The following is a 23,765-nucleotide window of genomic DNA, read 5'->3' as shown; positions in this document are numbered from 1 at the left end:
ATGCAACTTCCCTACATCCCGGCGGACGTTCCGTTCACGGGTGACCAGAAAGCCTGGCTCGCAGGGTTTCTCGCCGGCCTCAACACCCGCATCGCCATGCCGACGGGATCGGCCGCGCACGCCGGCGGGACCGCGGCCGTCGACGCAGCCGCTCCCGGCCGGATTCCGTTGCAGATCGTCTACGGCAGCCAGACCGGCACCGCGGAGTGGCTGTCCGAACAGGCCGAGGCCGCGGCCCGTGAGCACGGATTCGAGCCGGTTCGCTGCGATCTCGACGCGCTCGACATCACCGCGCTGTCGGCGGCCCGCCGCCTCCTGGTGATCACCTCCACCTACGGCGAGGGCGACATGCCCGACAACGCAGAACTCTTCTGGCAGTCCCTCGCCGCCCCGGACGCACCGCGACTCGACGGGCTCTACTTCGGGGTGCTCGCCCTCGGCGACTCCATCTACGACGGTTTCTGCCAGGCCGGCAAGAACATCGACGCGCGCCTGGCCGAACTCGGCGGTACCCGCGTCGTCGATCGTGTCGATTGCGATGTCGACTTCGAGGATCCGGCGACCGACTGGATGGCACGTGCGGTACCCGCCCTCGCCGCAGTCGACGCGGGCGCCGTCGACGCCGCACCGCCGTCCGGCTCTGCACCCGGCACGACCACGGCGCCGACGACCACCACCACCGCGGGTCCGGACACCCCGGCAAGGTCCGCGTGGACCCGTAAGAACCCCTATCCGGCGACCGTCGTCGCCAACACGCTGTTGTCCGCACCGACGTCGGACAAGGAAGTCCGTCATCTGGAGATCTCGTTGGGCGACAGCGGGATCGACTATCAACCCGGCGACGGCATCAGCATCTCGCCGGTGAACGACGCCGAATTGGTCGACCGGATCATCACCCGTCTCGGTGCCTCGCCGGACACCGTGATCGCCGATCGCAAGACCGAACGGACATTACGCGAGGCGCTGACCCATCATTACGAGATCTCCACCCCGTCGAAGTATCTCCTCGACTACATCGCGCAACGCAGCCAGGATGCCGAACTCACCCACCTGACGTCGACCGGCGACAGAGAGGCCCTCGATGCCTGGATGTGGGGCAAGGACGTCCTCGACCTCCTCGATGTCGACCCGACGTTGACCATCAGTCCCGACGAACTCATCGCCGAGCTGCGGCCACTGCAGCACCGTGTGTACTCGATCTCGTCGAGTCCACTCGCCCATGCGGGCACCGTGCACATCACGATGGCCACGGTCCGATACCGATCCGGTGATCGTCAGCGCGGCGGGGTGTGCTCGACCTTTCTCGCCGACCGCCGACCCGAGGGCACCCAGGTCGGCATGTTCATCTCACCGAACAACTCCTTCCGCCTCCCATCCGACGACACGAAGGCCATCATGATCGGGCCCGGGACCGGCATCGCGCCGTTCCGGTCGTTCCTGCATGAGCGCGCCGCGCGTGGCGCTCGTGGCGGCAACTGGCTGTTCTTCGGCGACCAACGTCGCGACCACGACTACATCTATGCCGACGAGATCGACGGCTTCGTCACCGACGGTCTCCTGGACCGGCTCGACCTGGCCTTCTCCCGCGACCAGGAGCACAAGATCTACGTCCAGGACCGGATGCGGGAGCAGGGGGCCGACCTGTTCCGATGGCTGTCGGACGGCGCTCACATCTACGTGTGCGGTGACGCCACCCGTATGGCCCGCGACGTCGACACCGCACTGCGCGAGGTGGTGGCCGAACACGGCGGGCTGACAGACGACGAAGCCCAGGACTACATCGACGACCTCAAACGCGCGAAACGCTATCTGCGCGACGTCTACTGACCGGCCGCTCGCCCCGCCACCGAGAACCACAACCAACCCGACCCCGACCTCGTGGACACCTAGATCGCACGGGAAAGGAATGGCAACGATGCCCGACTCACCCCGCCCATCGGACTCCGGTCGTACCGGAGGGCCTCCACGCCCACGATGCGGAGAGCGCTGCAGTTGTCCGCGGGCGAACGGGACCACCAACGACCTCGACACGTTGTTGGCCACCCCGGGATTCTCGGGCACTGTACTGGGCTCCGACGTCGCCGCGGTCGCCCAGCATCTGCCCCTGCTCGACCAGGTCGTCGGTGTGACGGTGGCGGGTCCGGTGTTGATGAACGATGTCGGAACACACGAGAGCCCCGTCGGCATCGGTGGGCCGATCCGATGCCGGCCGTCGCGGATCTCGTTGCGCATCAACCCCGCCCGGCTCGGTGCCGCGCTCGTGACCGACCCGGCCGCCCACGTCCCGCCGACGTTGCGCCTGTTCGACTCGGACGGCAACACCGCGCACGCCACCTATCTCACCGAGTCGTCGGATCGCCTGGCCTTCGAATCGCTGTCACTGAACGCCGGCGGCTTCGACGCGCCCGATCACGAGGTCGGTGGACGGGTGGATCGCGCCGATCCGCCGCACGAGACGGGATGCGTCGCGGAGCCGGGGGCTGCGACCGACCAGATCGGCCAGTTCGACTCGATCCTGGAAGACGGCGGACGACAACGACTCTCGTCACTGCCCGGCATGATCGACCAGGGATTTGCGCGAGTCGAGTCACGGCGGGTGATCGCGGCTGTCGAGCACGCCGCCCTCCTGGGACTCCCGATGACGATGACCACCGCGGCGCCCGGCTGTCTGCAGATGCGTCATGACCGGCTCGACGGCGCCCGGGAGCACCGTGGGTCGATGGTGATCGCGTCCGGCAGCTGCCGCGCGATGATCAACTTCAATCTGGTGACCGAATGCTGGGTGACCTGGTCGGACGGCGTGTGGGGGCGAACCGGCTCGATCGAGTTGTACGACCGTCACGCCCAGTGCAGTCTCGTCGCCACGCAGACCGGTTCGGTCTCGCCGGAGACCTTCGATGCCTGGAATCAGCTGATGGCCGACGTCGCCGGATAGCTCGCACCCGCCTCAACGTCGAACGTGCGACACACCATCGGTGTGCCGCACGCTCGACGTGAGTAGAAGACACGATCGGCGCACGTCGGCGCCGTCGTGACGGAAATCAGTCGTCGTTCATCGCTCCCGGAGCGGTCTTCTGGACCTGCATCAGGAACTCGATGTTGGTCTTCGACTTCTTCAGCTGGCTGATCAGCAGGTCGATGGCCTGCTGGGAGTCGAGGCCGGACAGCACCCGCCGCAGCTTGTGCACGATGGAGAACTCCTCCGGCGACAGCAGCAGTTCGTCCTTGCGCGTGCTCGACAGGTTCACGTCGACGGCCGGGAACACACGACGCTCGGAGATCTTGCGGTCCAGTTTGAGCTCGGCATTGCCGGTGCCCTTGAACTCCTCGAAGATCACGGTGTCGCCGGTGGAACCGGTCTCGACCAGCGCCGAGGCGATGATCGTCAGCGAGCCGCCGTTCTCGATGTTGCGAGCTGCGCCGAGGAAGCGCTTGGGCGGATAGAGCGCGGTGGAATCCACACCGCCGGACAGGATTCGGCCCGAAGCAGGGGACGCGTTGTTGTACGCACGACCGAGGCGGGTGATCGAGTCCAGCAGCACGACGACGTCTTTGCCGTTCTCCACCAGACGCTTTGCGCGTTCGATGGCCAACTCGGAGACCGAGGTGTGGTCTGACGGCGGGCGGTCGAAGGTGGAGGCGATGACCTCACCCTTCACCGAGCGCTGCATGTCGGTCACCTCTTCCGGCCGCTCGTCGACGAGGACGACCATGAGGTGACATTCCGGGTTGTTGGTGGCGATCGCGTTGGCGATGTCCTGCAGGATCGTGGTCTTGCCGGCCTTGGGCGGCGATACGATCAGCGCGCGCTGTCCCTTGCCGATGGGCATGATCAGATCGATGACACGCGTGTCGAGCCGCTCGGGAGTGGTCTCGAGGCGCAGCCGCTGGTTCGGGTACAGCGGGGTCAGCTTGTTGAAATCGGGCCGCTTCTTCGCGGTCTCGATGTCGGTGCCGTTGACGGTGTCCAAGCGGACCAGCGGATTGAACTTCTGTCGCTGGTTGGGCTGTTCGCCTTCGCGCGGGACCTTGACCGCACCGGTGATCGCGTCGCCGCGCCGCAGTCCGTTCTTGCGGACCATGTTCATCGACACGTAGACGTCGTTCGGGCCGGCGAGATATCCCGACGTCCGCACGAACGCGTAGTTGTCGAGGACGTCGAGGATGCCGGCAACCGGCTGCAACACGTCGTCATCGGAGACCTGCGGTTCGCTGGGACCCGAAGGATCGCGGTCACGCCCGCGGCGACGCTCACGGAAACGCCGACCTCGTCGGCCCCGGCCGCTGCCGTCGCCGTCGTCGTCGCGGTTCTGATTGTCCCGGTTCTGTCCACCGTCGCGGTTGGAGCCGCCACCCTGGTTCTGGTTGTCCCGGTTCTGGCCACCCTCGCGGTTCTGGCCACCGTCGCGGTTCTGATTGTCGCCGCGGTTCTGGCCACCGTCGCGGTTCTGATTGTCGCCGCGGTTCTGGTTGTCGCCGCGGTTCTGACCGCCGTCCCGGTTCTGGTTGCGGCCGCGACCCCGTCCACGCTGGTCACCGGCGTCGGAGGAGTCGGACTGACGATCATCGGTCGAGGTCGTGGCCTCGGGCGAGGACCCGGCCTTGCCGCCCTCGGCCTTGCCGTTGTCCGACTTGCCGCTCCCGGCCTTGTCGGCGGTCGTCGTCTCGGCCGCGGGGGCGCTACCTGCGTCGGTGGTGTCGGCGGGCTTGGTGTCGGCGGGCTTGGTACCGGCGCCGGCATCGCTCGCCTCCGGGGCGGCGCTCCGCGCTCGACGACGACCGCGGGCCGGCGGGCCTGACTCCGTCGACGTGCTGTCGGCGTCGATGGTGAGCTGCGCATCCGACTTCTTCGGAGCCGGCGACGAGCCTTCCTGACGCTCCTTGATCGCGGCGATGAGGTCGCCCTTGCGCATCCCGGAGGTGCCCTTGATGCCCAGCTCGCCGGCGAGGGCGCGCAGTTCGGTGAGCACCATGCCGGAGAGTCCGCTGCGAGCGCGCGTGGAGGAGCCACGTGTGGTCGAACTCACCGCGGACGACGAGCCGTCGGCAGAGGCCTCGGGCGACGACGTGGGGGCTGGTGCGGTGATGAGGTCCGTATCCGTCACGGATATCCTTTCATTCCCTCGCAGACCGGAGCTGCGTCGGGATTCATTGCCACCCCGCCTCATTCAGGCGGGACTTCGTCTCCGTCGGAGATGTCCCTGGGAGTCTCCTCAGAAGACGGTAGAAGAAATGTGGTCCGCTGCGGTGTGTCCGCTGGTAGTGCTGGGCAACCCCTGATGGCAGATCGCGCGTTCGGCATCGGGCCAGACGGCACGATCAGAAATCGGAGAGGAGCACGGCAAGACAAGCCTGCGCGGCTAGACCAGTATATGGTAACTCGTTCGCATGATAGGGGCAACACGCCCGTGACGCCATCTCCGACCGCGCGGCGGCTCAGACGCGACCGTGCGTGACCTCTACCCCGCCTGCGATGGCCACGGACGAGGCCGCGAAACCCAGCGACGCGGCGATCTCACGCGACTCGGCCGGTACCGGGCCGACGCCCAGGACCAGCACGGTGGGGCCGGCCCCCGAGACCGTCGCGGCGTGGCCACGACGACGCAATGCAGAGACCAGCTCGGCCGTCGGCGCCATCGCCTCGGCCCGATAACCCTGGTGCAGCCGGTCGGCGGTGGCGGCGAACAGCACACTCGGATCGGTGGTCAGCGCGACCACCGCGAGCGACGCACGACTGACGTTGAAGATGGCATCCCGGCGCGGAACCAGATCCGGGAGCAGGCCTCGTGTGTACGAGGTGGACGACTCGGTGTCGGGGACGAACACCGTGGCGGTGATGTCCGGATGCACCACGAGGCGGCGTGCGCGGTAACGCGGCTCGTCGGCGGCCTCGATCCAGGTGACCACGGCGGCGCCGAGGACGCTGGCCGCGGCATTGTCCGGGTGTCCCTCGAACTCGGAGGACAGCTGGACGAGTGCGTCGTCGTCGAACGCGGGACGGACACCTGCCTCGACCAGCAGGCCGGAGGCCGCGGCGAGTCCGGAGACGGCGGCGGCCGCCGACGACCCGAGGCCCCGGGAATGCGGGATCGCATTCACGCACCGCAAACTCAGCCCCGGTGCGGCACAGCCGGCGGCGTCGAGTCCCCGCCGGATGGCACGGGCCACCAGATGACTCTCGTCGCGCGGGACATCCTGCGCGCCCTCGCCGATGACCTCGACCTGCACGCCGCCGTCGGTCGTCTCGACGATGAGCTCGTCGTACACGCCCAGCGCGATGCCGAGGCAGTCGAAGCCCGGGCCCAGGTTCGCGCTCGATGCGGGAACCCGGACGCGGGTCGAGATGCCCACGGGCAGAGTCATCTTGGTCTCCGTGAGAGCCACAGGCTCGGTCATCGCGATGGGGTCACCTGCCGGGTCAGCGGACGCCGAGCGCATCGGCAACCGCGATCGGGTCGACGGGGATCGCCTCCACCTCCGGCATACCGCGCAGTGCGGTGTCCGGATCCTTCAGTCCGTTTCCGGTCACCGTACACACGACGGTCGAGCCCGGCGCGATCCAGTTGTCCGCGCGTGCTGCGAGCAACCCGGCGACGCTTGCGGCCGACGCCGGCTCGACGAAGACACCCTCGCGTCCGGCGACGAGGCGGTAGGCCTCGAGGAGTTTCTCGTCGGTGGCGGCGCGGAACTGACCGGAGGATTCGTCCTTGGCCGCGACGGCCTGATTCCAGCTCGCGGGTGACCCGATCCGGATCGCCGTGGCGATGGTCTCGGGGTCCTTCACCGGCGCACCGTTGACCAGCGGCGCGGCGCCTGCGGCCTGCACGCCGAGCATGCGCGGCAGAGACGAGCTGACGCCGTCGGCGTGGTACTCGGTGTAGCCCTTCCAGTAGGCGGTGATGTTGCCCGCGTTGCCGACCGGCAGCGCGTGTACGTCGGGCGCACGGCCGAGGACGTCGACGATCTCGAACGCCGCGGTCTTCTGACCCTCGATACGCGACGGGTTGACCGAGTTCACCAGCTCGATCTCGGTGAACTCCGAGGTCGCCTTGCGTGCGAGCTCGAGGCAGTCGTCGAAATTGCCCTGCACCTGGATGATCTTGGCACCGTGCATGACCGCCTGGGCGAGCTTGCCCATGGCGATCTTGCCCTCGGGGATCAGCACCGCACAGGTGATCCCGGCACGCGTCGCGTAGGCGGCGGCCGAGGCCGAGGTGTTGCCCGTCGAGGCGCACAGGACGGCGGTCTTGCCGTTGTTGACGGCGGTGCTGACCGCCATCGTCATCCCGCGGTCCTTGAAGGAGCCGGTCGGGTTGAGCCCCTCGACCTTGAGATAGACCTCGCAGTCGGTGAGCTCGGACAGGTGCGGAGCCGAGATCAACGGCGTGCCGCCCTCGAGGAGTGTGACGACCTTCCAGTCGTCGGCGACCGGCAACCGATCACGGTAGGCCTCGATCAGTCCGGGCCAGCGCTGATGTACCGGGGTGGCGTTAGTCATCGGTTCCTTCCAATCGCAGCACACTCGACACCTTGATGACGGCGTCCATATCCTCCAGCGCTGCAACCGTTTCCGATTGCGCGCGATCCGGGGCACGGTGGGTCACGACGATCAGGCGGGCGTCGTCGCCCGCGCCCTCCTGCCGGACCGCGGCGATCGACACCGACCGCTTGGAGAACTCGCCGGCGACCTGGGACAACACGCCCGGCCGGTCGGCGACCTTCATCGACACGTAGTAGCGGGTCGGCACGTCGTCGACGGGCGCGATCGGCAGCTTCGCGTACGTCGACTCGAGGGGCCCGCGACCGCCGTGGACCTTGTTGCGCGCGGCCATCACCATGTCTCCCAACACTGCGGAGGCCGTGGGCGATCCGCCGGCGCCCTGCCCGTAGAACATCAGCCGCCCGGCGTTCTCGGCCTCGACGACCACCGCATTGAACGCGCCGTTGACGGTCGCAAGTGGATGGCTGAGCGGGATCAGTGCCGGGTACACCCGCGCGGAGATCCGCTGACGCCCGTCGGCGTCGTGGACGCGTTCACAGATGGAGAGCAGCTTGACCGTGCAGTCGAACTTCTTGGCCGCCACCAGATCTGCCGACGTCACCGACGAGATTCCCTCGCGGTGCACGTCCGCGGCGGTCACGCGGGTGTGGAAGGCGATCGACGCGAGGATGGCCGCCTTGGCGGCCGCGTCGTAGCCCTCGACGTCGGCTGTCGGATCGGCCTCGGCGTAGCCGAGCCGTCCGGCCTCGGCCAGGGTGTCGGCGTAGTCCGCGCCGGTCTCGTCCATCTCCGAGAGGATGTAGTTCGTGGTGCCGTTGACGATGCCCGCCACCCGCTCGACGGTGTCACCGGCCAGCGACTGCATCAACGGTCGGACCACCGGGATCGCACCGGCGACCGCGGCCTCGAAGTACAGATCGACCTTGGCATCGGCAGCGGCGGTGGCCAATTCGCCCGTGTACTCGGCGAGCAGCGCCTTGTTCGCGGTGATCACCGACTTCCCGCTCTCGAGCGCCGCCCGAATGAGCGCGCGGGCCGGATCGATCCCACCCATGAGTTCGACGACGATGTCCACGTCGTCGCGGTCCACGAGCGACGCCGGGTCGTCGGTGAGCAGTTCCTGGGCGACCTTGCGCGGCTTGCCGAGATCGCGGACCGCGACACCGCGCAGTTCCACCGGTGCCCCGACCCGGGCGCGGAGGTCGTCGGCGTTCTCGTCGATGATCCGTACGACCTCGGAGCCGACGTTGCCCATGCCGAGCACGGCCACACCGATGGCGCGGTTGGGTGTCTGGTTCATTCGGTCACCTCCAGGGTGAGGATGTCGTCGATCGTCTCCCGACGCAGGAGCACGCGGGCGGCGGCATCGCGGACGGCCACCACCGGTGGTCGCATCGCGAGGTTGTAGCGACTCGACATCGAGTAGCAGTACGCGCCGGTGGCCGCGACGGCGACGAGGTCACCGGGCGCGAGGTCCGCGGGCAGCCAGCAGTCCTTGATGATGATGTCGCCGCTCTCGCAGTGCTTTCCGACGACTCGGCAGACCACAGCGGGCGCCTCGGACACCCGGGAGACCAGTCGGATGTCGTATTCGGCCTGATAGAGCACGGTCCGGATGTTGTCGCTCATCCCGCCGTCGACCGACACGTAGCGACGGGTGAGATTCTTGCCGACCGTGACGTCCTTGATCGTGCCGACGCGGTACACCGTGACCGTGCCCGGCCCGGCGATGGCGCGTCCCGGCTCGACCGCGATCGACGGCATCGGCAACCCCACAGCCGCACTCTCGCGCCGCACGATCTCGGCGAGATGTTCGGCGACGTCCCCGACCGGCAGCGGATCGTCCTCCGGCAGATAGGAGATACCCAGTCCCCCACCGAGATCCACGATGGACAGCTGCGATGTCTTGTCGACTCCGAACTCGGCGACGATGTCCTTCAGAAGGCCGACGACGCGGTGGGCGGCCAGGTCGAAGCCGTCCATATCGAAGATCTGCGAGCCGATGTGGCTGTGCAACCCGACAAGACGCAGGTTGTCGGTCGCGAACACGCGCCGGACTGCATCCATCGCGACGCCCCCGGCCAGCGCGAAGCCGAACTTCTGGTCCTCATGGGCGGTGGCGATGAACTCGTGCGTGTGCGCCTCCACGCCGACCGTCACCCGGACCAGCACGTCGGCGACGAGGCCACGCTCTGAGGCCAGCGCGTCGAGACGGTCGATCTCGGTCATCGAGTCGAGCACGATGTGGCCGACGCCGGCGTCGAGTGCCATGGCGAGCTCGTCCACGCTCTTGTTGTTGCCGTGCAACGCGATTCGGGCGGGCGGGAAGCCGGCACGCAACGCGATGGCCAACTCACCACCGGTGCACACGTCCAGCGACAGCCCCTCCTGGTCCACCCACCGGGCGATCTCGGTGCTCAGGAACGCCTTGGACGCGTAGTGCACCCGCCCGTACGGCCCGAAGGCGGCGAGCATGTCGGCGCACCGCGAACGGAAATCGTCCTCGTCCACGACGAAGAGCGGTGTGCCGTAGCGCTCGGCGAGTTCGGCGACCCCGACACCGGCGAGGCGGACCTCACCGTCGTCGTCGCGGGCCGCGTTGCGCGGCCACACATTCGCCGGGATCCGGGCGAGCTGCTCGGGATCGTTCGGCCGCTCGGCGAGGTGCGGGGCGGCGAGGAGCTCGGCGTGCCGGGGCCCGGCGGGGTGCGCGTTCACATCCGCTCCGGTGCGCCGACGCCGACGAGGTCGAGCCCGTTGGCGAGGACCTGACGGGTGGCCGCGCACAGCGCCAGCCGGGCGGCGTGGATGTCCGCGGCCGGTTCATCCCCCTGCGGGAGCACACGACATCGCGCATAGAAGCGGTGATATGCACCCGCCAGGCTCTCCAGATACCGGCAGACCCGATGCGGCTCACGCAGTTCCGCGGCAGTGGCCACGACGTCGTCGAAGTCGGAGATCGTGCGGATGAGCTCGCCCTCGGCCGGGTCGTCGAGGAGGTCGAGGTGATCGAGCGACGCCGTCAGTCCGAGATCGGCGGCGTTGCGCGACAACGCCGACAACCGTGCGTGCGCGTATTGCACGTAGTAGACGGGATTGTCGTTGGACTGCTTGCGCAGCAGGTCGAGGTCGATGTCGATGTTGATATCGACCGACGAGCGGATGAGGGCATAGCGGGCGGCGTCCACTCCCACCGCGTCGACGAGATCGTCGAGGGTGATGACCGTCCCGGCCCGCTTGCTCATCCGGACCGGCTTCCCGTCCCGGACGAGGTTCACCATCTGCCCGATGAGGACCTCGACGGTGGCCGGGTCGTCACCGAGCGATGCCGCGGCGGCCTTCAGCCGCGTGATGTAGCCGTGGTGGTCGGCACCCAGCATGTAGATGCACAGGTCGAATCCACGGTTGCGCTTGTCCTTGTAGTACGCGATGTCACCGGCGATGTAGGCCGCGTTGCCATCACTCTTGATGACGACCCGGTCCTTGTCGTCCCCGAAGTTCGTCGACCGCAACCACCATGCGCCGTCGTTCTCGTAGAGGTTCCCGTTCGCCTTGAGCTCGGTGATGCACTTGTCGACCAGACCCGACGTGAACATGGTGTTCTCGTGGGTGAACACGTCGAAGTCGGTGCCGAACTCGTGCAGGCTCGTCTTGATGTGCTCGAACATCAGGTCCACACCGACCGCCCGGAAGGTCTCGAGCCGCTGGTCCTCGGGCTGATCGAGGACCCCGGGGACCTGCGCGACGACCTTCTCGGCGATCTCACCGATGTAGGCGCCCGCGTAGCCGTCCTCCGGGGTGGGCTCGCCCTTCGCTGCGGCATGAAGCGAGCGGGCGAACCGGTCGATCTGGGTGCCGTGGTCGTTGAAGTAGTACTCGCGGGTGACCGCGCCGCCCCGCGCCGCCAGCACGCGACCGAGAGCGTCGCCCACCGCGGCCCAACGCGTCCCGCCGAGGTGGATGGGCCCGGTCGGGTTCGCCGAGACGAACTCCAGATTGATCCGCCGACCCGCGAATTCCTCACCCCGACCGTACGCGGTCGCCGAGTCGAGGACGCCGGCGACGATCGAGTTCTGGGCGGCAGCCGCGAGCCACACGTTGACGAAGCCGGGTCCGGCGACCTCGGCCTTGGCGATGCCGTCGGCCGCCGCGAACGCATCGGCCAGCCATCCGGCGAGCTCCCGCGGGGACACCCCCAGGTTCTTGCCGATCCGGAGCGCGATGTTGGTGGCATAGTCGCCGTGATCCGCGTGTCTCGGGCGCTCGACGACGACGGTCTCGGGCACCAGGGCATCATCGAGTCCGCGGTCTCGGACAACGGTCAGCGTCACGGCCCGGAGCAGCTCGGCGAGGTCGGCAGGAGTCACAGGAGACCATCCTATTGGCCCACGTCCGCGCGGGGACAATCGCCTCCGCGTCCGGCGACGCCGTCCGCACCCGTTCACGCCCGATCGGCATCGGGCGGCTCATCAGTAAACTGTCGATCGCTGCGCCGATCCGTGGCCGGCAGGTGGCAGAAAGAGAGCAATGGCACGCAAAGCCGGGGCCAACGTACCCAAGTCCAGCAAGCGCCCCGCCCGATCCGGCTCCGTTCCCGCCGCCTCCGGACGGCACATCGACTGGACCGTCATCGGTGCCGTTGTCGTCGTCCTGGTCCTCATCGCCGGGCTGGCCTGGTACCTGGTGCCGAAGTTCGTGGACGAACAGGAGGCCGAGGCGCTCAAGCCGCAGACCGTCGAGGGCTATGTCCCGTCGGCGCAGGATCCCGATCCCTCCACCCGCATCTCCGGCGTGACGAAGCTCTACTACAAGGCGGCACAGCACGTGCGGGGCGATCAGCGGGTCGCCTACGACCAGTCGCCGCCGTTCGGCGGACCGCATGACGAGGTGTGGGCGACGTGCACCGGGATCGTCTATCCGAATCCGCTGCGGACGGAGAACGCCGTCCACGCGCTCGAACACGGGGCCGTCTGGATCACCTACAACCCGGACACCATCGGCGCCGAGGACCTGGACACGCTGAAGAAGAAGGTCTCCGGCGAACAGTTCCTGTTCCTCTCGCCCTACCCCGGACTCGATCACCCGCTCTCGCTGCAGAGCTGGGGTCACCAACTCAAGCTCGACTCGGCGGGCGATCCGCGTGTCGACCAGTTCATCACCGCACTGCGACGCAACACGACCCCCGGTGTGTACAAGGAGAATCCGTCCGAGGCCGCCTATCCGGAGACCCAGGCCGCGTGCGCTGCCGTCCCCGGTGCCTTCGACCCGAGCAATCCCCCGCCGGCCGATGAGGGGGAGCCCGGACCGGACGCCGTGCCGATGGACGGTACCGGCGGTATCGCGGCCACCGACGAGAACACCGGCGCCGGCGCGCCGATGCCCGCGGGCTGAGGAGGAATTCGATGACCGAACCCACCGGCGACCAGCCGTCGTCCAGCGCCGCGGACGCAGATGCAGTCGAGCACACCACCGCCCCTGACCCCGCGGCGGGCAATCCTCGACCGGATACGTCACGACGCACGCTGCTGGCGACGCTCGGGGTGGTCGCGACCCTCCTGATCGGGATGGGACTCGGCTTGCTGATCTCCGCGATGTTGCACAGCGACGATCCCGCGGCGGACGAGGTGCCCGCATCCGACTCGGTGGCGGTCGGGTTCGCGCAGGACATGATCCGTCATCACGAGCAGGGCGTGGAGATGGCGACGATCGAGCTCGAGAACGGCTCTGATCCGCAGGTCCGCAGCATGGCCTTCGACATCCTCACCGCGCAGAGCAACGAGATCGGGCAGATGCAGTCCTGGTTGACCCGATGGGGTTACCCGGTGATCAATCCGAATCCGACGATGGCATGGATGGGGCATGAGGACCACGCCGGCGCGGGTCACGGTGACTCCGGGCCGGACACCGGGCACGGGACAGATGGGCACGGGACCGACAAACACGCCGGTCACGACATGAGCGACATGCCCGGGATGCCGGCGCCGTCGACATCGCCCCCGACGCCGACTGCCGAGGCCCCGCCGATGCCGGGGATGGCCACGACGGCCGAGATGAACCGGCTGCGTTCGCTGCGCGGCGCCGAGGCCGACGTCTATTTTCTCCAACTGATGCTGCGCCACCACGAAGGCGGGATGCCGATGATGCAGTACGCGGCCGACCCGGCGAACGTCTCCCAGGACTACGTGCGCGCCCTGGCGACCGCGATGGAACAGACGCAGACGAAGGAGATCTCGGTCATCCAGCAGATGCTGGCCGAGCGCAACGCCGCTCCCCTGCCGATGAACTGAGCCGAGCGACTCAGCCGGACGTCGCGGACCCGCGCCCGGCATGACGCCGACGCGGCAGCGTGAGCGCGGCCGACGCCAGGAAGCAGATGGCGCCGACGAAGGTGCCGGCGCTCGCCACGGCGTCGCTGACCGTGTCGCCGGCGGAGGTGACGTAGGCGCCCGTCGCCGACACGCCGAACGCGACGCATCCGAGCAGATTGATCTGGGTGGCCCACCATTCGCGGGCGCGCGGGGCCCACCACCACCGAACGGCATGTCCGACGACGATGACGGCGAGGATCCCGCTCACCAGGAAGGCCACCGACCCGGCGGCGTCCGGGGTCCAGACGCGACGACGTTCCTCGGTGACGGTGTCCGCGTGCAGAGCGGCCGCGGTGCTCGCATTGAACAACAGGGTTCCGGCGAATTGCGTGGCCGCCGACAGCCATTCCCCGCGAAACCGATTCGTGCCGTCGGGCGCCAGGGTGGTGGCGTTGCCGCTGAGTACGAGTTGCACGAGGGCAGCGCCGGTGAAGAACCACGCACCGACGAAGAAGCTGAGATTCGCCCCGGACGACCCCGCCCACGCCGCGAACCCCGGTGCCGACCCCAGCGCGAACAGCGCCGAGCCGATCATGAAACCCCAACACTGTTTCTCCACGGTCGCCGACAGGACTCCGAACCGACCCGCTGACGCTGCGACATCTCCGCTCACCCGACCATCCTCATACGTCGGCGGGCGTTCCGCGAGAAAAGCGCGCCCGGTGACGGCGGGTGTCAGGTCGCGATCGGTACGAAGTCCCCGATCTCGGGTTCCTGCCCGGCATGCAGGGTGACGCTGGAGGACTCGGGGACCTCGACCCAGTGCGAGCGCCGGTACTCGAGTTCGAGGGGTTCGGAGACCAGGATGCGTCCGTCGTCCGGGATCTCGATGTGGCCACCGTCCGCTGCTCGGATCCGCATGCCCGCCACCGAGTGATACAGGGTGCGGGACGCACGATCACTCGAATAGCGCACCGCGTACGCGGTCTGACCGTTCGCGGCACAGATCGTCGCAGTGAACGGGTCGTCGACGCCCCGCTCGGCGCGTGCCCGCTCGATTCGTCCGACGGTGCGGGCGAGAGCACCGAGCGGATCGCCGTCCAGACCGTAGGAGAGGGCGAGGAAGAAGCAGAGTTCGGTGTCGGCGTTACCCTCGATGTGCGGATACAGTCCTGGATCGACGTCGAGCGTGAGATCGCGCTTGAGCGTGGGGAATCCACCGATCTCACCGTTGTACTGAAACAGCCATCCGCCGTGGGCGAACGGGTGGCAGTTGACGCGGTCGATCGTGCCGCCGATCGCGGCGGCACGGACATGGGCGAGAAACATCGGCGACCTGATCTGCGCGGCGAGGCGGTGCAGATTGTGATCACTCCAGGCGGGGCGCTCATCTCGGTACTGGCCGGGAAACTCGCGTTCGCCGTACCAGCCGACGCCGAAGCCGTCGCCGTTGGTCGGCCAGGCATGGTGACGGAACATCGTCGTCATGGGCGATCCGGGAAGATACAGTTGGCGCGCCTCGAAGCTCTGGTCGACGAGGGAGTGCGACGGCCGGGTGAGCAGATCTTCCAGCAGGATCGGGGTACCTGCGTAGGCGAGCCAGCGGCACATGGCCTCACGCTAGTCCGTCGTCGAGCAGAGCGGCCTGAAATGAGGTGATGCGACAGGCGCCTCGACCCGGCAGGAATGTCACGGTGCGCCCGCATGAATCGTTCCCACACACTGGAGGCGCACACCGCCCGGAGGCCGGCAAGGATGTCAACTGTGCCCCCGGCAGGATTCGAACCTGCGGCCTTCTGCTCCGGAGGCAGACGCTCTATCCCCTGAGCTACGGGGGCTCAACGGGCGAGGCTCAGCGTAGCGTACGCGCGCCGGTGGACTCAAAACCGGGGCTCAGACGGCGACCACCGTCGCACCCTCGACACCACGGTAGCGATCGGGACTGCAGGTCAGCACGATGACCTGAGCGTCTCGTCCGGCGGCCGTCAGCACCTCCCCCATCGCCGCGAGGCGTCGGGGATCGCTGTAGCCGAGGGCATCGTCGACGAGTACCGGGACTCCGTCGGCCTCGTCGACGAGCGTGGCGCACGCCAATCGCGTCAGGACGCCGATCTGTTCGCGCGCACCGCCCGACAGCGCGTCGTGGCGGACCGTCACTCCGTCGACCGTGCGTGACACGACGTCGAGTTTCTCGTCCACGTCGAATCGCACGCCGTCGCCGAAGACATGGGATCCGAGTTCGGCGAGTCGGCGCGCGAACGGATCGGCGTAGCGCACCCGCGTCAGCTGCCGCTTCTCGGTGAGGGTCTGCCACAACAACGTCGCGGCGTCCGCCCGTCGTCGGACGCGAGCCAAAGCCTCACGCGCAGCGCGGAGTCCGGCGCTCGCCTCCTGCAGGTCGTCGAGTCGGGACTCGTCTCGGTAGAGCTCGATCCGGGTCCGGAGTTCTGTCGCCGTGCGGTCGGTGTCGGCGTGCTCGCGCCGCAGTCGTTCGAGGTCGGCGGCGACCCGCGCCCGGCGCATCTCGATATCCGCGACGTCGAGGGCATCGAGGTCGGCGGCGACCCGGCCGCGCTGCTCCCGTGCCTGTTCGAGCCGCTGCTCGGCCAGGTCCACGGTCTCCTGCGCCTGTACGTCGTCGAGTTCGCCGGCGAGCTCGTCGCGTCGGCGGGTCAGTTCCTCGAGCGACGCGACGACCCGGGAACGCTCGGCGCACATCGCGTCGGCCTGCGCCGTCGACTCGCGTTCTGCCGAGAGTCGTTGGGTCACCGCCAGTTCGGCCCGCATCACCAGGCCACCGAGTTCGCGTTCGGCGATGGTGAGGTCATCGATCGTGGCGCTGAGGTCCACTCCCTCGTCGGTCTCGGGCCCCTCGGACGCGATCGACTCCGACTCGTCGAGCCGTGCGCGGAGTTCGTCCCGGCGCGCGGCGAGCATCGACGGGTCGCGGCCGCCGCACAGGTCGGCCATCCGTTCGCGAACCGCGCGGAGGGCATGGGTGGTCTCCACCCTGCGCTGCGCGCGGTCGTGGTGATCGGCCAGGGAGGACAGACCGTGTCGGGTGCAGTACTCGGCGATGTCGGCGTCGACGGCGGCGAGCTGCTCGACGGGCCGTTCCGACCCCGCAGTGCGATGCACCTGCACGCGGACGATGCCGTCGACCTCGATCACCGAATCCGCCAGGGCGACATGCTCGGACTCGCCGTCGACCACGGCGCCGTCGACCCGCACGGGTGTGGTGCCGGTCGGTGACACGGTGAATCGCGCGGCCGCGGCGTCGACACGGGCCTGGGCGTCCGCGCGGCGGCGGCCGAGTTCTGCTGCCGCGTCGACCGCGGCCCGGTCGACGGAGTTCGATGCCGACTCGGCCGACAACTCATCGCGTCGGGCGGCGAGATCGTCGAGGTGCTCGAGCAGTGCGGTGAGGTCGTGCAATTCCCGACGTTCCCGCAGGGCTCGGTGAGCGATGTGGGCGGCGGCGAGCTCGGTGCGCACCTGTTCGCATCGATCCCGCGCACCGCGGAGCTCGTCAGAGAGTGCGGCGACATCGGCCGCTGCCGCCGTCGCGGTCGCACGATGACGCTCGACGATCTCCGCCAGACGATCGGAATCTCTTGTCCGGGAGTCGATCTCCGATTTCGTGCGTTGCCTCTCGGCGACGTCGCGACGCGCCAGCTGCACCGCTGTCAGGAGATGACGGACCTCACTGTCGGCCGATGCCATCGCCGTCTGCAGCCGCTCGACCTGTTCCCAGACCACGGCGAGCTCGTCCCGCTCGACCGCGCGGAGTTCGGTGGCGCGTTCCACCTCGGCGCGACGGTCGAGGGTCTCGCGAAGTCGGCCGGCATCGGCCTCCACCGCATCGCGGGCGGCCACCAGCTGATCGCGCCGCGCCTGTGCGTCGTCCACCGCGGCCAGTGCCGCGGACAGTTCACCGGTCGGGCGTCCTTGCCCCGGGGTGCGATACCGGCGGTACTCGGTGAGGACAGCATCGATCAGCGCGTGGTCGGCCGGGTCGTCCGCGTCGGGGTCTCCGGTCGGGGCGTCGCCGGGTCGGGAGCCGCCGTCCGCGGCCCGGTCGAGTGCCCGCGCGAGAGCCGAGCTGTCCGTGAGTGCGCCGAGCGCCGGATCTCCCGATTGGAGGAGCCGCAGCGCCCGGAAGAGCGCCAGATCCGCGTGGGCACCGAGGATCTCGAGGACTCGCTCGTGGGCGTCGCGGCCACTGACCTGCTCGGCGCGCGGCGCATGCACGGTGAGCGTCGTCGAGGGCTGCCGGTTGAATCGTTTGGCGTAGGTGACATGCCAAGGGCCACAGGTCATCTCCACCTCGACCTCGGAGCCGACGTCGCGGCCCGACGGCATGATGTCGCGCACCTTGGCGGATTTGCTGTCGGCGCGGGTGTGCAACAACAGGTCGAGCGCCTCGATCATGGAGGACTTGCCCGCCTCGTTGGCGCCTTCCACCACCGTGACACCACGCTCGGCGAAGCGCACGTCGCGGTCGGCGATGCCGCGATAGTCCCGGAGCCGCAGGCGGTGGATCCTCATCGCCGGGTCCTCGACGGTGACGAGGTCATCGCGTCGTCCCGGCCAGGCGCCGAAGGAGCCCGAGCGCATCGCGTGCCGCCCCGGCCGCATCCGCGTCATCGGAACGGCTGAGTCCCAACAACTCCTGCGCCGCCGCCTGTGCGTAGCCGCTCACCGCCAGGTCGTCGGCGTCGCCGTCGGCCGCGACCACGACGAGGTCGTCGTCGCGTTCGGAGCGGGTGACCGCCGCGAAACGGTCGGCGAACTCCTCGAGAAGGTCGTCGAGCATCGCGTTCTCCGCGACGGTGACCGTGCCGACGAGGCCGAGTCGGACGACCACCCGCGGTTTGTCCTCGATCGCCGCGAGCTCGACGCGCAGGGCCTCGATGTCGGCACTGCCGGCGATGTCACGGGTGATGCTGCGGAACGACCATTGACCGACACGATGCGGTGTGACGGTCACCTCACGACCGGCCGGCCCGCGGCGGAGGGTCACCACGAGGGCGTGGCCGGGCTGTTCCTCGATGGTGTCGAAGTTCGTCACCTCGTGGGCGCCCGCGTACCAGACACGTTCGCTCCGACCGACCGACGTCACCGAGTGGCGGTCTCCCAGTGCGACATAGTCGACGAGTCCGGCGTCTATCGAGTCCTCGAGACGCGCCACTGCTATCAGTGCGGCGTCGTCGCCGGGACTCGTCTCGTCGGTCCCACCATGGCCGACAACGACCCGGATGTCCTCGCTCGGCCGCAACCGCGAGACCTGGGCGTCGACGAGATCGGTACCCGGATGTTTGTGAGACCAGGGGGCTGCCACCACCTCGACGCCGTCGCGCACCCGGTGCACGCCGGGCGTCGAGAGCACCACGACGTTGTCCGGGCACGCCTGGACGAAGGTCCGGGAGCGGTAGATGCCCGCGGCGTCGAACGGATCATGGTTGCCCGGAAGGAGATACACCGGTACGGCGAAGCCGGCGAGGATGTCGAGGGTGCGCCGGATGATGCGCGAGGACACCCGGTGATCCTCGAACACGTCCCCGGAGACGACGACGAACTCGGCTCCGACCTCGAGCGCCAGCGCCCCGATGCGTTCGACCGCATCCAGCCGGGCGGCACCGTAGGCGTGCGCCGACTCGGCGTCGAGGTAACGCCGAGTCATGCCGAGCTGCCAGTCGGCGGTATGGACGAAGGTGACCTCGCGGACGGCGCCCTGGTGGCGCTCGCCGTCGGACGAGGTCACCTCGTCCAGCTCGAACAACGGCACGGTCATGTCTCACCTCCGACTCTCGAGGAGATCCTACGAGTGCGGGCCGACAGACTGTGGGACGCGACGCCGGGCCCGACCCCGGCCGACGCTCAGGCGGTCGGCACCTGCCCGGAGGCCGCCGGGTCTCCCGCCGGACGCGTCGGCGCCGGCGGCGTCTGGTGTCGCGGCTTGATGAAGAAGAGTGCAGCGGCCACGCCGATGAGCAGAATGGCGGCCGGCAGGTACAGCGTCTCCCCCATGGCCGTCGCGAATCCCTCACGGACCATCGCCGGCAACTGTCCGACGGCGCTGTGGTGCTCGGTGTCGACACCGGGCAGTTCCGCGGCCAGTCGGGTCTGCATCAGGGCGCCGACCGCGGCCGCACCGAGGACCGACCCGATCATGCGCGTGGTATTGTACACGCCGGCTCCGGCGCCGGCCTGATGCCAGGGCAGGTTGCGCGTGGCGGTCGCCGCGAGCGGGGCCCAGATACCGGCCGAGGCGATGCCCATGAGACACATCGGGATGATCAACTGCCACACCGGCGTCGTCGGGCGGGCGATCATGCCGAGCCATGCGACCGCGACGGCGTTGAGGAACAGCGCGGAGGCGATGATCGTGCGGGGGTGGACCCGATCGAGGATGCGGCCGACGATCGGCGCGAGTGCGCCGGTCAGCAACGCCATCGGCACCATCATCACCGCGGACTGCGTGGGCGTCATGCCGCCGACGAGTTGCAGGAAGAACATCGTCGGGATCATCAGTCCGGAGATCGCGAACCCCATCGACGCGATACCGATGTTGGCCAGGGAGAAGTTGCGGTCCCGGAACAGCGACAGCGGGACGAGCGGCTCGCCCTTGATGCGCGACTGCCAATAGACGAACAGGGCCATCACGGCGACACCGCCGACGATGAGCACCCAGATCCAGGCGTTCCAGTCGTACTTCTCGCCGTCCTGGATGCCGAACACGAGGGCGAACAGACCGATGGCGGACAGGAACACGCCGATCCAGTCGAACTGGTGATCGTGTGTCTCGACGTCGGGCACGAGGATCGCGGCGAGGATCAGACCGACCACACCGACGGGCAGGTTGACGAAGAAGATCCACTCCCAGCCGAAGGCGTCGGTGAGGACACCGCCGAGCAGCGGCCCGACGAGGGTCGCGACACCGGCGACGGTGCCCCAGACACCCATTGCGGCGCCGCGCTTCTCGGGCGGGAAGATGCGCGTGATCAGCGCCATGGTCTGCGGTGTGATGAGTGCGGCACCGACACCCTGCAGCGCGCGGGCGGCGATGAGTTCGCCGATCGAGCCGGACAGTCCGCACCAGACGCTCGCGATGGTGAACACGAGCAGGCCGATCTGATAGACCCGCTTCGGACCGAATTTGTCACCGAGTCGGCCCGTGATCAACAGCGGCACCGCATAGGTGAGCAGATACGCACTGGAGACCCAGACGATCCCGTTCACATCGGTGTCGAGGGCGACCTGGATCTGCGGCTGCGCGACGGCCACGATCGTCATGTCGACCAGGATCATGAAGAAGCCGACGCAGAGCGCCAGCATCGCAGCCCAGGGCCGCGTCGTCACCTGCGCGGCGGGGGTCGGGGTGGAGGTCATTCGTCGTTCGCTTTCTGCAGAGATGGGCCCGCGACCACGGCACTGCCGTGGTACGGCGAGTCGGGGTCGTCGAGCCATTCGATGGTGGACGTGCGCAATCGTTCGACGAGGTCGGCGACCCAGTCGATCTGGGTGGCCAGCGTCGCGATCCGGCAGCCGACGTCGAGATAGAACATCTCGGGTGTGCCGCGGTCGCGGACGACCGCGGCCGCCGCGTCCAGATCGGCCAGATCGGCGCGCATCGCGTCGAGTCGGGTGCTCAGCAACTCGATCACGCGCTCGCGCGGCAATCCGTGCGCCTCGGCGAGCGCGAGATACAACTCGGAGTACTCCGTCGGGTGTCGCTCCAGTATCTGCTCGAGACTCTCGAACAGCGCCTGCCGGCCGCGATCGGTGATCGAGTAGACGGTCCGCTCCGGCCGATTGCCCTCGCGACGGACCTCATGGACCTCGATCAGTTCCTTGGCGGTCAGCCGATCGACCGTGTGATACATGGTGCCCGGCCGGAACTTCGCCAGGCGGTCCTCCCGTCGCTCGATCGTCGTCTGGAACATCTCGTAGGGGTGCATCGGCCGCTCCGCGACCAGACCGAGGACGAGAACCGCCAGGGGCGGCAACGGCCCGCACGATGTCGATCCCACGTGGTGTCTCCCATGATCCAACCCAAATATTCCACGTGGAATATACCGCTCGAAGCATCCGATGCCAACCGTCGGTGACGATCACTACCCTGGGAGGCATGAGCACCGAGAACGCCGGCGACGAACACAGCGGGGACGAACAGGGTGTCTACGTGACCACGGGCCAGGAGTTCGTCCGCGACACGAAATACATCGAGACCCGGATCACCCGCGACGGGCGGGACGGCTACCCCGTCGAGGCGGGTCGCTACCGGTTGGTGGTCGCCCGCGCCTGCCCGTGGGCGAACCGGACGATCATCGTGCGTCGCCTCCTCGGTCTCGAGGACGCGATCTCGATGGGGATGTGCGGGCCGACGCATGACGCCGACTCGTGGACCTTCGATCTCGATCCGGGCGGACTCGATCCGGTCCTGCACATCCCGCGCCTCAAGGACGCCTACGAGAAGCGGTTCCCCGGCTACCCCAAGGGCATCACCGTGCCGGCGATCGTGGATGTCCCCACCGGCGCGGTGGTCACCAACGATTTCCCGCAGATCACCATCGACCTCGAACTCGAGTGGACCGAGCATCACCGGCCGGGTGCGCCGGACCTGTACCCGGAGCACCTGCGAGACGAGATCGACGAGGTGGCCCACGGCGTGTACACCGAGGTGAACAACGGCGTCTACCGCTGTGGCTTCGCCGGGAGCCAGGACGCCTACGACAAGGCCTACGCCCGGCTGTTCACCAAGCTCGACGAACTCACCGAGCGGCTGTCGGGACGCCGATACCTGGTGGGCGACACCATCACCGAGGCCGACGTCCGCCTGTTCACGACCCTGGCCCGATTCGATCCCGTGTACCACGGACACTTCAAGTGCAACCGGTCGAAGCTGTCGGAGATGCCGGTGCTGTGGGCCTATGCCCGCGACCTGTTCCAGACACCCGGATTCGGTGACACGATCGACTTCAGCCAGATCAAGCGTCACTACTACGTGGTCCACCGGGACATCAACCCCACCGGGATCGTCCCGGACGGACCGGATCTCACCACCTGGCTGACGCCGCACCACCGGGAGGAGCTCGGTGGGCGGCCGTTCGGCGACGGCACCCCGCCGGGACCGCCGAAACCCGCAGAAGTCGTTCCCGCCGAGGATTGGGTGCCCGTTCATGGTTGACATCAGCAAGCGTTCCGGCCACGGATCCGGTGGCGCGCAACAGCCTCCGGGCAAGGCCGTCGAGGTCACCGGCGGCCTGCTCGACCGCGCGCAGCGCCTCCAGGCGCCCGCCGTGGCAAAGTACGTGCGCGGTCTGCGGACAGCACACCCCGAGGAGTCGCCGGCGCAGATCATCGCCCGCCTGGAGAAGCACTACCTGACCGCGGTGACAGGTTCCGGCGGCGCGGTCGGCGCGACCGCCGCGGTACCCGGGGTCGGAACGATGACCGCCCTCGGCGCGATGACCGGGGAGACCGCCTTCTTCCTGGAGGCCTCGGCCCTCCTGGCGCTGTCCATCGCCGAGGTGCACGGGATTCCGGTGCACGACTCCGAGCGGCGCAAGACCCTCGTGCTCGCCGTCGCCCTCGGGGAGGAGGGGGTCGTCGCACTCGGGCGACTCGTCGGCACCCAGGGCGGCGCCCTGCGCCGACTGGGCGGGGCCGCGATACCGGGCGGCGGCGTCGGCAAGCTCAACAAGATGCTGATCAACAAGCTCACCAAGAAGTACGCCATCAAACGTGCTCCCCTGCTGTTCGGCAAGCTGCTGCCCGCCGGGATCGGCGCGATGATCGGTGGTGTCGGCAACCGTGCCCTCGGCAAACGCGTCGTCACCAACGCCCGGGAGGCGTTCGGCCCGCCGCCGTCGACCTGGACGATCGACGGCGAGGTCCTCGATGACACCGCACTCCCCGGGGCCACTCGGCTTCCCGACGGCGATCGGTGACTC

Annotated in this window: 18 protein-coding genes and 1 tRNA gene; 6 read left to right on the top strand and 13 right to left on the bottom strand. The window is 68.5% G+C overall.

Annotated features, from left to right (window positions below):
- Together EEB19_RS20440 and EEB19_RS20435 are read left to right on the top strand one after the other, a co-directional pair.
- Nucleotides 1-1,827, top strand: coding sequence for a sulfite reductase subunit alpha (locus EEB19_RS20440; protein ID WP_187589194.1), 1,827 nt, complete (start codon nucleotides 1-3; stop codon nucleotides 1,825-1,827).
- An 88-nt stretch (nucleotides 1,828-1,915) separates the two neighbouring features.
- A complete protein-coding gene (locus EEB19_RS20435) occupies nucleotides 1,916-2,935 on the top strand; it encodes a heme transporter (protein ID WP_262365812.1) in 1,020 nt (339 codons plus the stop codon).
- A gap of 106 nt (nucleotides 2,936-3,041) precedes the next feature.
- Here EEB19_RS20435 and rho read toward each other — a convergent pair whose 3' ends face one another.
- From rho to argS, 6 genes are all read right to left on the bottom strand, one after another.
- The gene (gene rho / locus EEB19_RS20430) at nucleotides 3,042-5,105 is read right to left on the bottom strand and encodes a transcription termination factor Rho (RefSeq protein WP_187589193.1); all 2,064 of its coding nucleotides are present in this window, start codon (nucleotides 5,103-5,105) and stop codon (nucleotides 3,042-3,044) included.
- 331 nt (nucleotides 5,106-5,436) lie between these two features.
- Nucleotides 5,437-6,396, bottom strand: a complete 960-nt coding sequence (gene thrB, locus EEB19_RS20425) for a homoserine kinase (protein WP_262365811.1) — start codon at nucleotides 6,394-6,396, stop codon at nucleotides 5,437-5,439.
- A 22-nt stretch (nucleotides 6,397-6,418) separates the two neighbouring features.
- Nucleotides 6,419-7,498 (bottom strand): threonine synthase, encoded by a 1,080-nt coding sequence (gene thrC / locus EEB19_RS20420; protein ID WP_187589191.1) that lies wholly within the window; start codon nucleotides 7,496-7,498, stop codon nucleotides 6,419-6,421.
- Nucleotides 7,491-8,801, bottom strand: a complete 1,311-nt coding sequence (locus tag EEB19_RS20415; RefSeq protein ID WP_187589190.1) for a homoserine dehydrogenase — start codon at nucleotides 8,799-8,801, stop codon at nucleotides 7,491-7,493. Before EEB19_RS20415 ends, thrC begins: the two co-directional genes overlap by 8 nt.
- Nucleotides 8,798-10,219: a diaminopimelate decarboxylase gene (lysA, locus tag EEB19_RS20410; RefSeq protein ID WP_187589189.1), complete on the bottom strand. Its 1,422-nt coding sequence runs from the start codon at nucleotides 10,217-10,219 to the stop codon at nucleotides 8,798-8,800. The genes EEB19_RS20415 and lysA overlap by 4 nt, the downstream gene beginning before the upstream one ends.
- Entirely contained in the window at nucleotides 10,216-11,868 is a 1,653-nt protein-coding gene (gene argS, locus EEB19_RS20405; protein WP_187589188.1) for an arginine--tRNA ligase, read from the bottom strand. The genes lysA and argS overlap by 4 nt, the downstream gene beginning before the upstream one ends.
- 160 nt (nucleotides 11,869-12,028) lie before the next feature.
- Here argS and EEB19_RS20400 point away from each other — a divergent pair, with 160 nt between their 5' ends.
- Together EEB19_RS20400 and EEB19_RS20395 are read left to right on the top strand one after the other, a co-directional pair.
- Nucleotides 12,029-12,892 carry a DUF3105 domain-containing protein gene (locus EEB19_RS20400; RefSeq protein WP_187589187.1) on the top strand — a complete coding sequence of 288 codons (864 nt, stop codon included), beginning with the start codon at nucleotides 12,029-12,031 and terminating at the stop codon, nucleotides 12,890-12,892.
- An 11-nt stretch (nucleotides 12,893-12,903) separates the two neighbouring features.
- Nucleotides 12,904-13,788 carry a DUF305 domain-containing protein gene (locus EEB19_RS20395; protein WP_187589186.1) on the top strand — a complete coding sequence of 295 codons (885 nt, stop codon included), beginning with the start codon at nucleotides 12,904-12,906 and terminating at the stop codon, nucleotides 13,786-13,788.
- A 10-nt stretch (nucleotides 13,789-13,798) separates the two neighbouring features.
- Here EEB19_RS20395 and EEB19_RS20390 read toward each other — a convergent pair whose 3' ends face one another.
- The 7 genes from EEB19_RS20390 to EEB19_RS20360 form a co-directional block, all read right to left on the bottom strand.
- Nucleotides 13,799-14,404, bottom strand: coding sequence for a hypothetical protein (locus tag EEB19_RS20390; RefSeq protein WP_262365817.1), 606 nt, complete (start codon nucleotides 14,402-14,404; stop codon nucleotides 13,799-13,801).
- Between the two features lie 140 nt (nucleotides 14,405-14,544).
- Nucleotides 14,545-15,420, bottom strand: coding sequence for a class II glutamine amidotransferase (locus tag EEB19_RS20385; protein WP_187589184.1), 876 nt, complete (start codon nucleotides 15,418-15,420; stop codon nucleotides 14,545-14,547).
- A 154-nt stretch (nucleotides 15,421-15,574) separates the two neighbouring features.
- Nucleotides 15,575-15,647, bottom strand: a tRNA-Arg gene (locus tag EEB19_RS20380).
- A gap of 55 nt (nucleotides 15,648-15,702) precedes the next feature.
- Nucleotides 15,703-18,426 (bottom strand): ATP-binding protein, encoded by a 2,724-nt coding sequence (locus EEB19_RS20375; protein ID WP_187589183.1) that lies wholly within the window; start codon nucleotides 18,424-18,426, stop codon nucleotides 15,703-15,705.
- Entirely contained in the window at nucleotides 18,383-19,603 is a 1,221-nt protein-coding gene (locus EEB19_RS20370) for a metallophosphoesterase (RefSeq protein ID WP_187589182.1), read from the bottom strand. Before EEB19_RS20370 ends, EEB19_RS20375 begins: the two co-directional genes overlap by 44 nt.
- An 86-nt stretch (nucleotides 19,604-19,689) precedes the next feature.
- The gene (locus tag EEB19_RS20365; protein ID WP_187589181.1) at nucleotides 19,690-21,201 is read right to left on the bottom strand and encodes an MFS transporter; all 1,512 of its coding nucleotides are present in this window, start codon (nucleotides 21,199-21,201) and stop codon (nucleotides 19,690-19,692) included.
- The gene (locus EEB19_RS20360) at nucleotides 21,198-21,842 is read right to left on the bottom strand and encodes a PadR family transcriptional regulator (RefSeq protein WP_187589180.1); all 645 of its coding nucleotides are present in this window, start codon (nucleotides 21,840-21,842) and stop codon (nucleotides 21,198-21,200) included. Before EEB19_RS20360 ends, EEB19_RS20365 begins: the two co-directional genes overlap by 4 nt.
- Nucleotides 21,843-21,940: 98 nt before the next feature.
- Here EEB19_RS20360 and EEB19_RS20355 point away from each other — a divergent pair, with 98 nt between their 5' ends.
- Nucleotides 21,941-22,999: a glutathione S-transferase family protein gene (locus tag EEB19_RS20355; protein WP_187589179.1), complete on the top strand. Its 1,059-nt coding sequence runs from the start codon at nucleotides 21,941-21,943 to the stop codon at nucleotides 22,997-22,999.
- Nucleotides 22,992-23,762 carry a hypothetical protein gene (locus EEB19_RS20350; protein WP_187589178.1) on the top strand — a complete coding sequence of 257 codons (771 nt, stop codon included), beginning with the start codon at nucleotides 22,992-22,994 and terminating at the stop codon, nucleotides 23,760-23,762. The genes EEB19_RS20355 and EEB19_RS20350 overlap by 8 nt, the downstream gene beginning before the upstream one ends.
- Nucleotides 23,763-23,765 lie beyond the last annotated feature (3 nt).

It is taken from the genome of Gordonia sp. OPL2 (assembly GCF_003797825.1).
In the GTDB taxonomy this organism is placed as follows: domain Bacteria; phylum Actinomycetota; class Actinomycetes; order Mycobacteriales; family Mycobacteriaceae; genus Gordonia.
This window is presented reverse-complemented; position numbering and strand designations above follow the sequence as displayed.

Coding starts and splice junctions, on each gene's coding strand:
- EEB19_RS20435 (WP_262365812.1), top strand. CDS start 1,916: ATGCCCGACTCACCCCGCCCATCGGACTCCGGTCGTACCGGAGGGCCT.
- EEB19_RS20385 (WP_187589184.1), bottom strand. CDS start 15,420: ATGTGCCGCTGGCTCGCCTACGCAGGTACCCCGATCCTGCTGGAAGAT.
- EEB19_RS20390 (WP_262365817.1), bottom strand. CDS start 14,404: ATGATCGGCTCGGCGCTGTTCGCGCTGGGGTCGGCACCGGGGTTCGCG.
- EEB19_RS20415 (WP_187589190.1), bottom strand. CDS start 8,801: ATGAACCAGACACCCAACCGCGCCATCGGTGTGGCCGTGCTCGGCATG.
- EEB19_RS20400 (WP_187589187.1), top strand. CDS start 12,029: ATGGCACGCAAAGCCGGGGCCAACGTACCCAAGTCCAGCAAGCGCCCC.
- EEB19_RS20355 (WP_187589179.1), top strand. CDS start 21,941: ATGAGCACCGAGAACGCCGGCGACGAACACAGCGGGGACGAACAGGGT.
- EEB19_RS20350 (WP_187589178.1), top strand. CDS start 22,992: ATGGTTGACATCAGCAAGCGTTCCGGCCACGGATCCGGTGGCGCGCAA.
- EEB19_RS20365 (WP_187589181.1), bottom strand. CDS start 21,201: ATGACCTCCACCCCGACCCCCGCCGCGCAGGTGACGACGCGGCCCTGG.
- EEB19_RS20440 (WP_187589194.1), top strand. CDS start 1: ATGCAACTTCCCTACATCCCGGCGGACGTTCCGTTCACGGGTGACCAG.
- thrB (WP_262365811.1), bottom strand. CDS start 6,396: ATGACCGAGCCTGTGGCTCTCACGGAGACCAAGATGACTCTGCCCGTG.
- EEB19_RS20375 (WP_187589183.1), bottom strand. CDS start 18,426: ATGCGCTCGGGCTCCTTCGGCGCCTGGCCGGGACGACGCGATGACCTC.
- EEB19_RS20395 (WP_187589186.1), top strand. CDS start 12,904: ATGACCGAACCCACCGGCGACCAGCCGTCGTCCAGCGCCGCGGACGCA.
- thrC (WP_187589191.1), bottom strand. CDS start 7,498: ATGACTAACGCCACCCCGGTACATCAGCGCTGGCCCGGACTGATCGAG.
- EEB19_RS20370 (WP_187589182.1), bottom strand. CDS start 19,603: ATGACCGTGCCGTTGTTCGAGCTGGACGAGGTGACCTCGTCCGACGGC.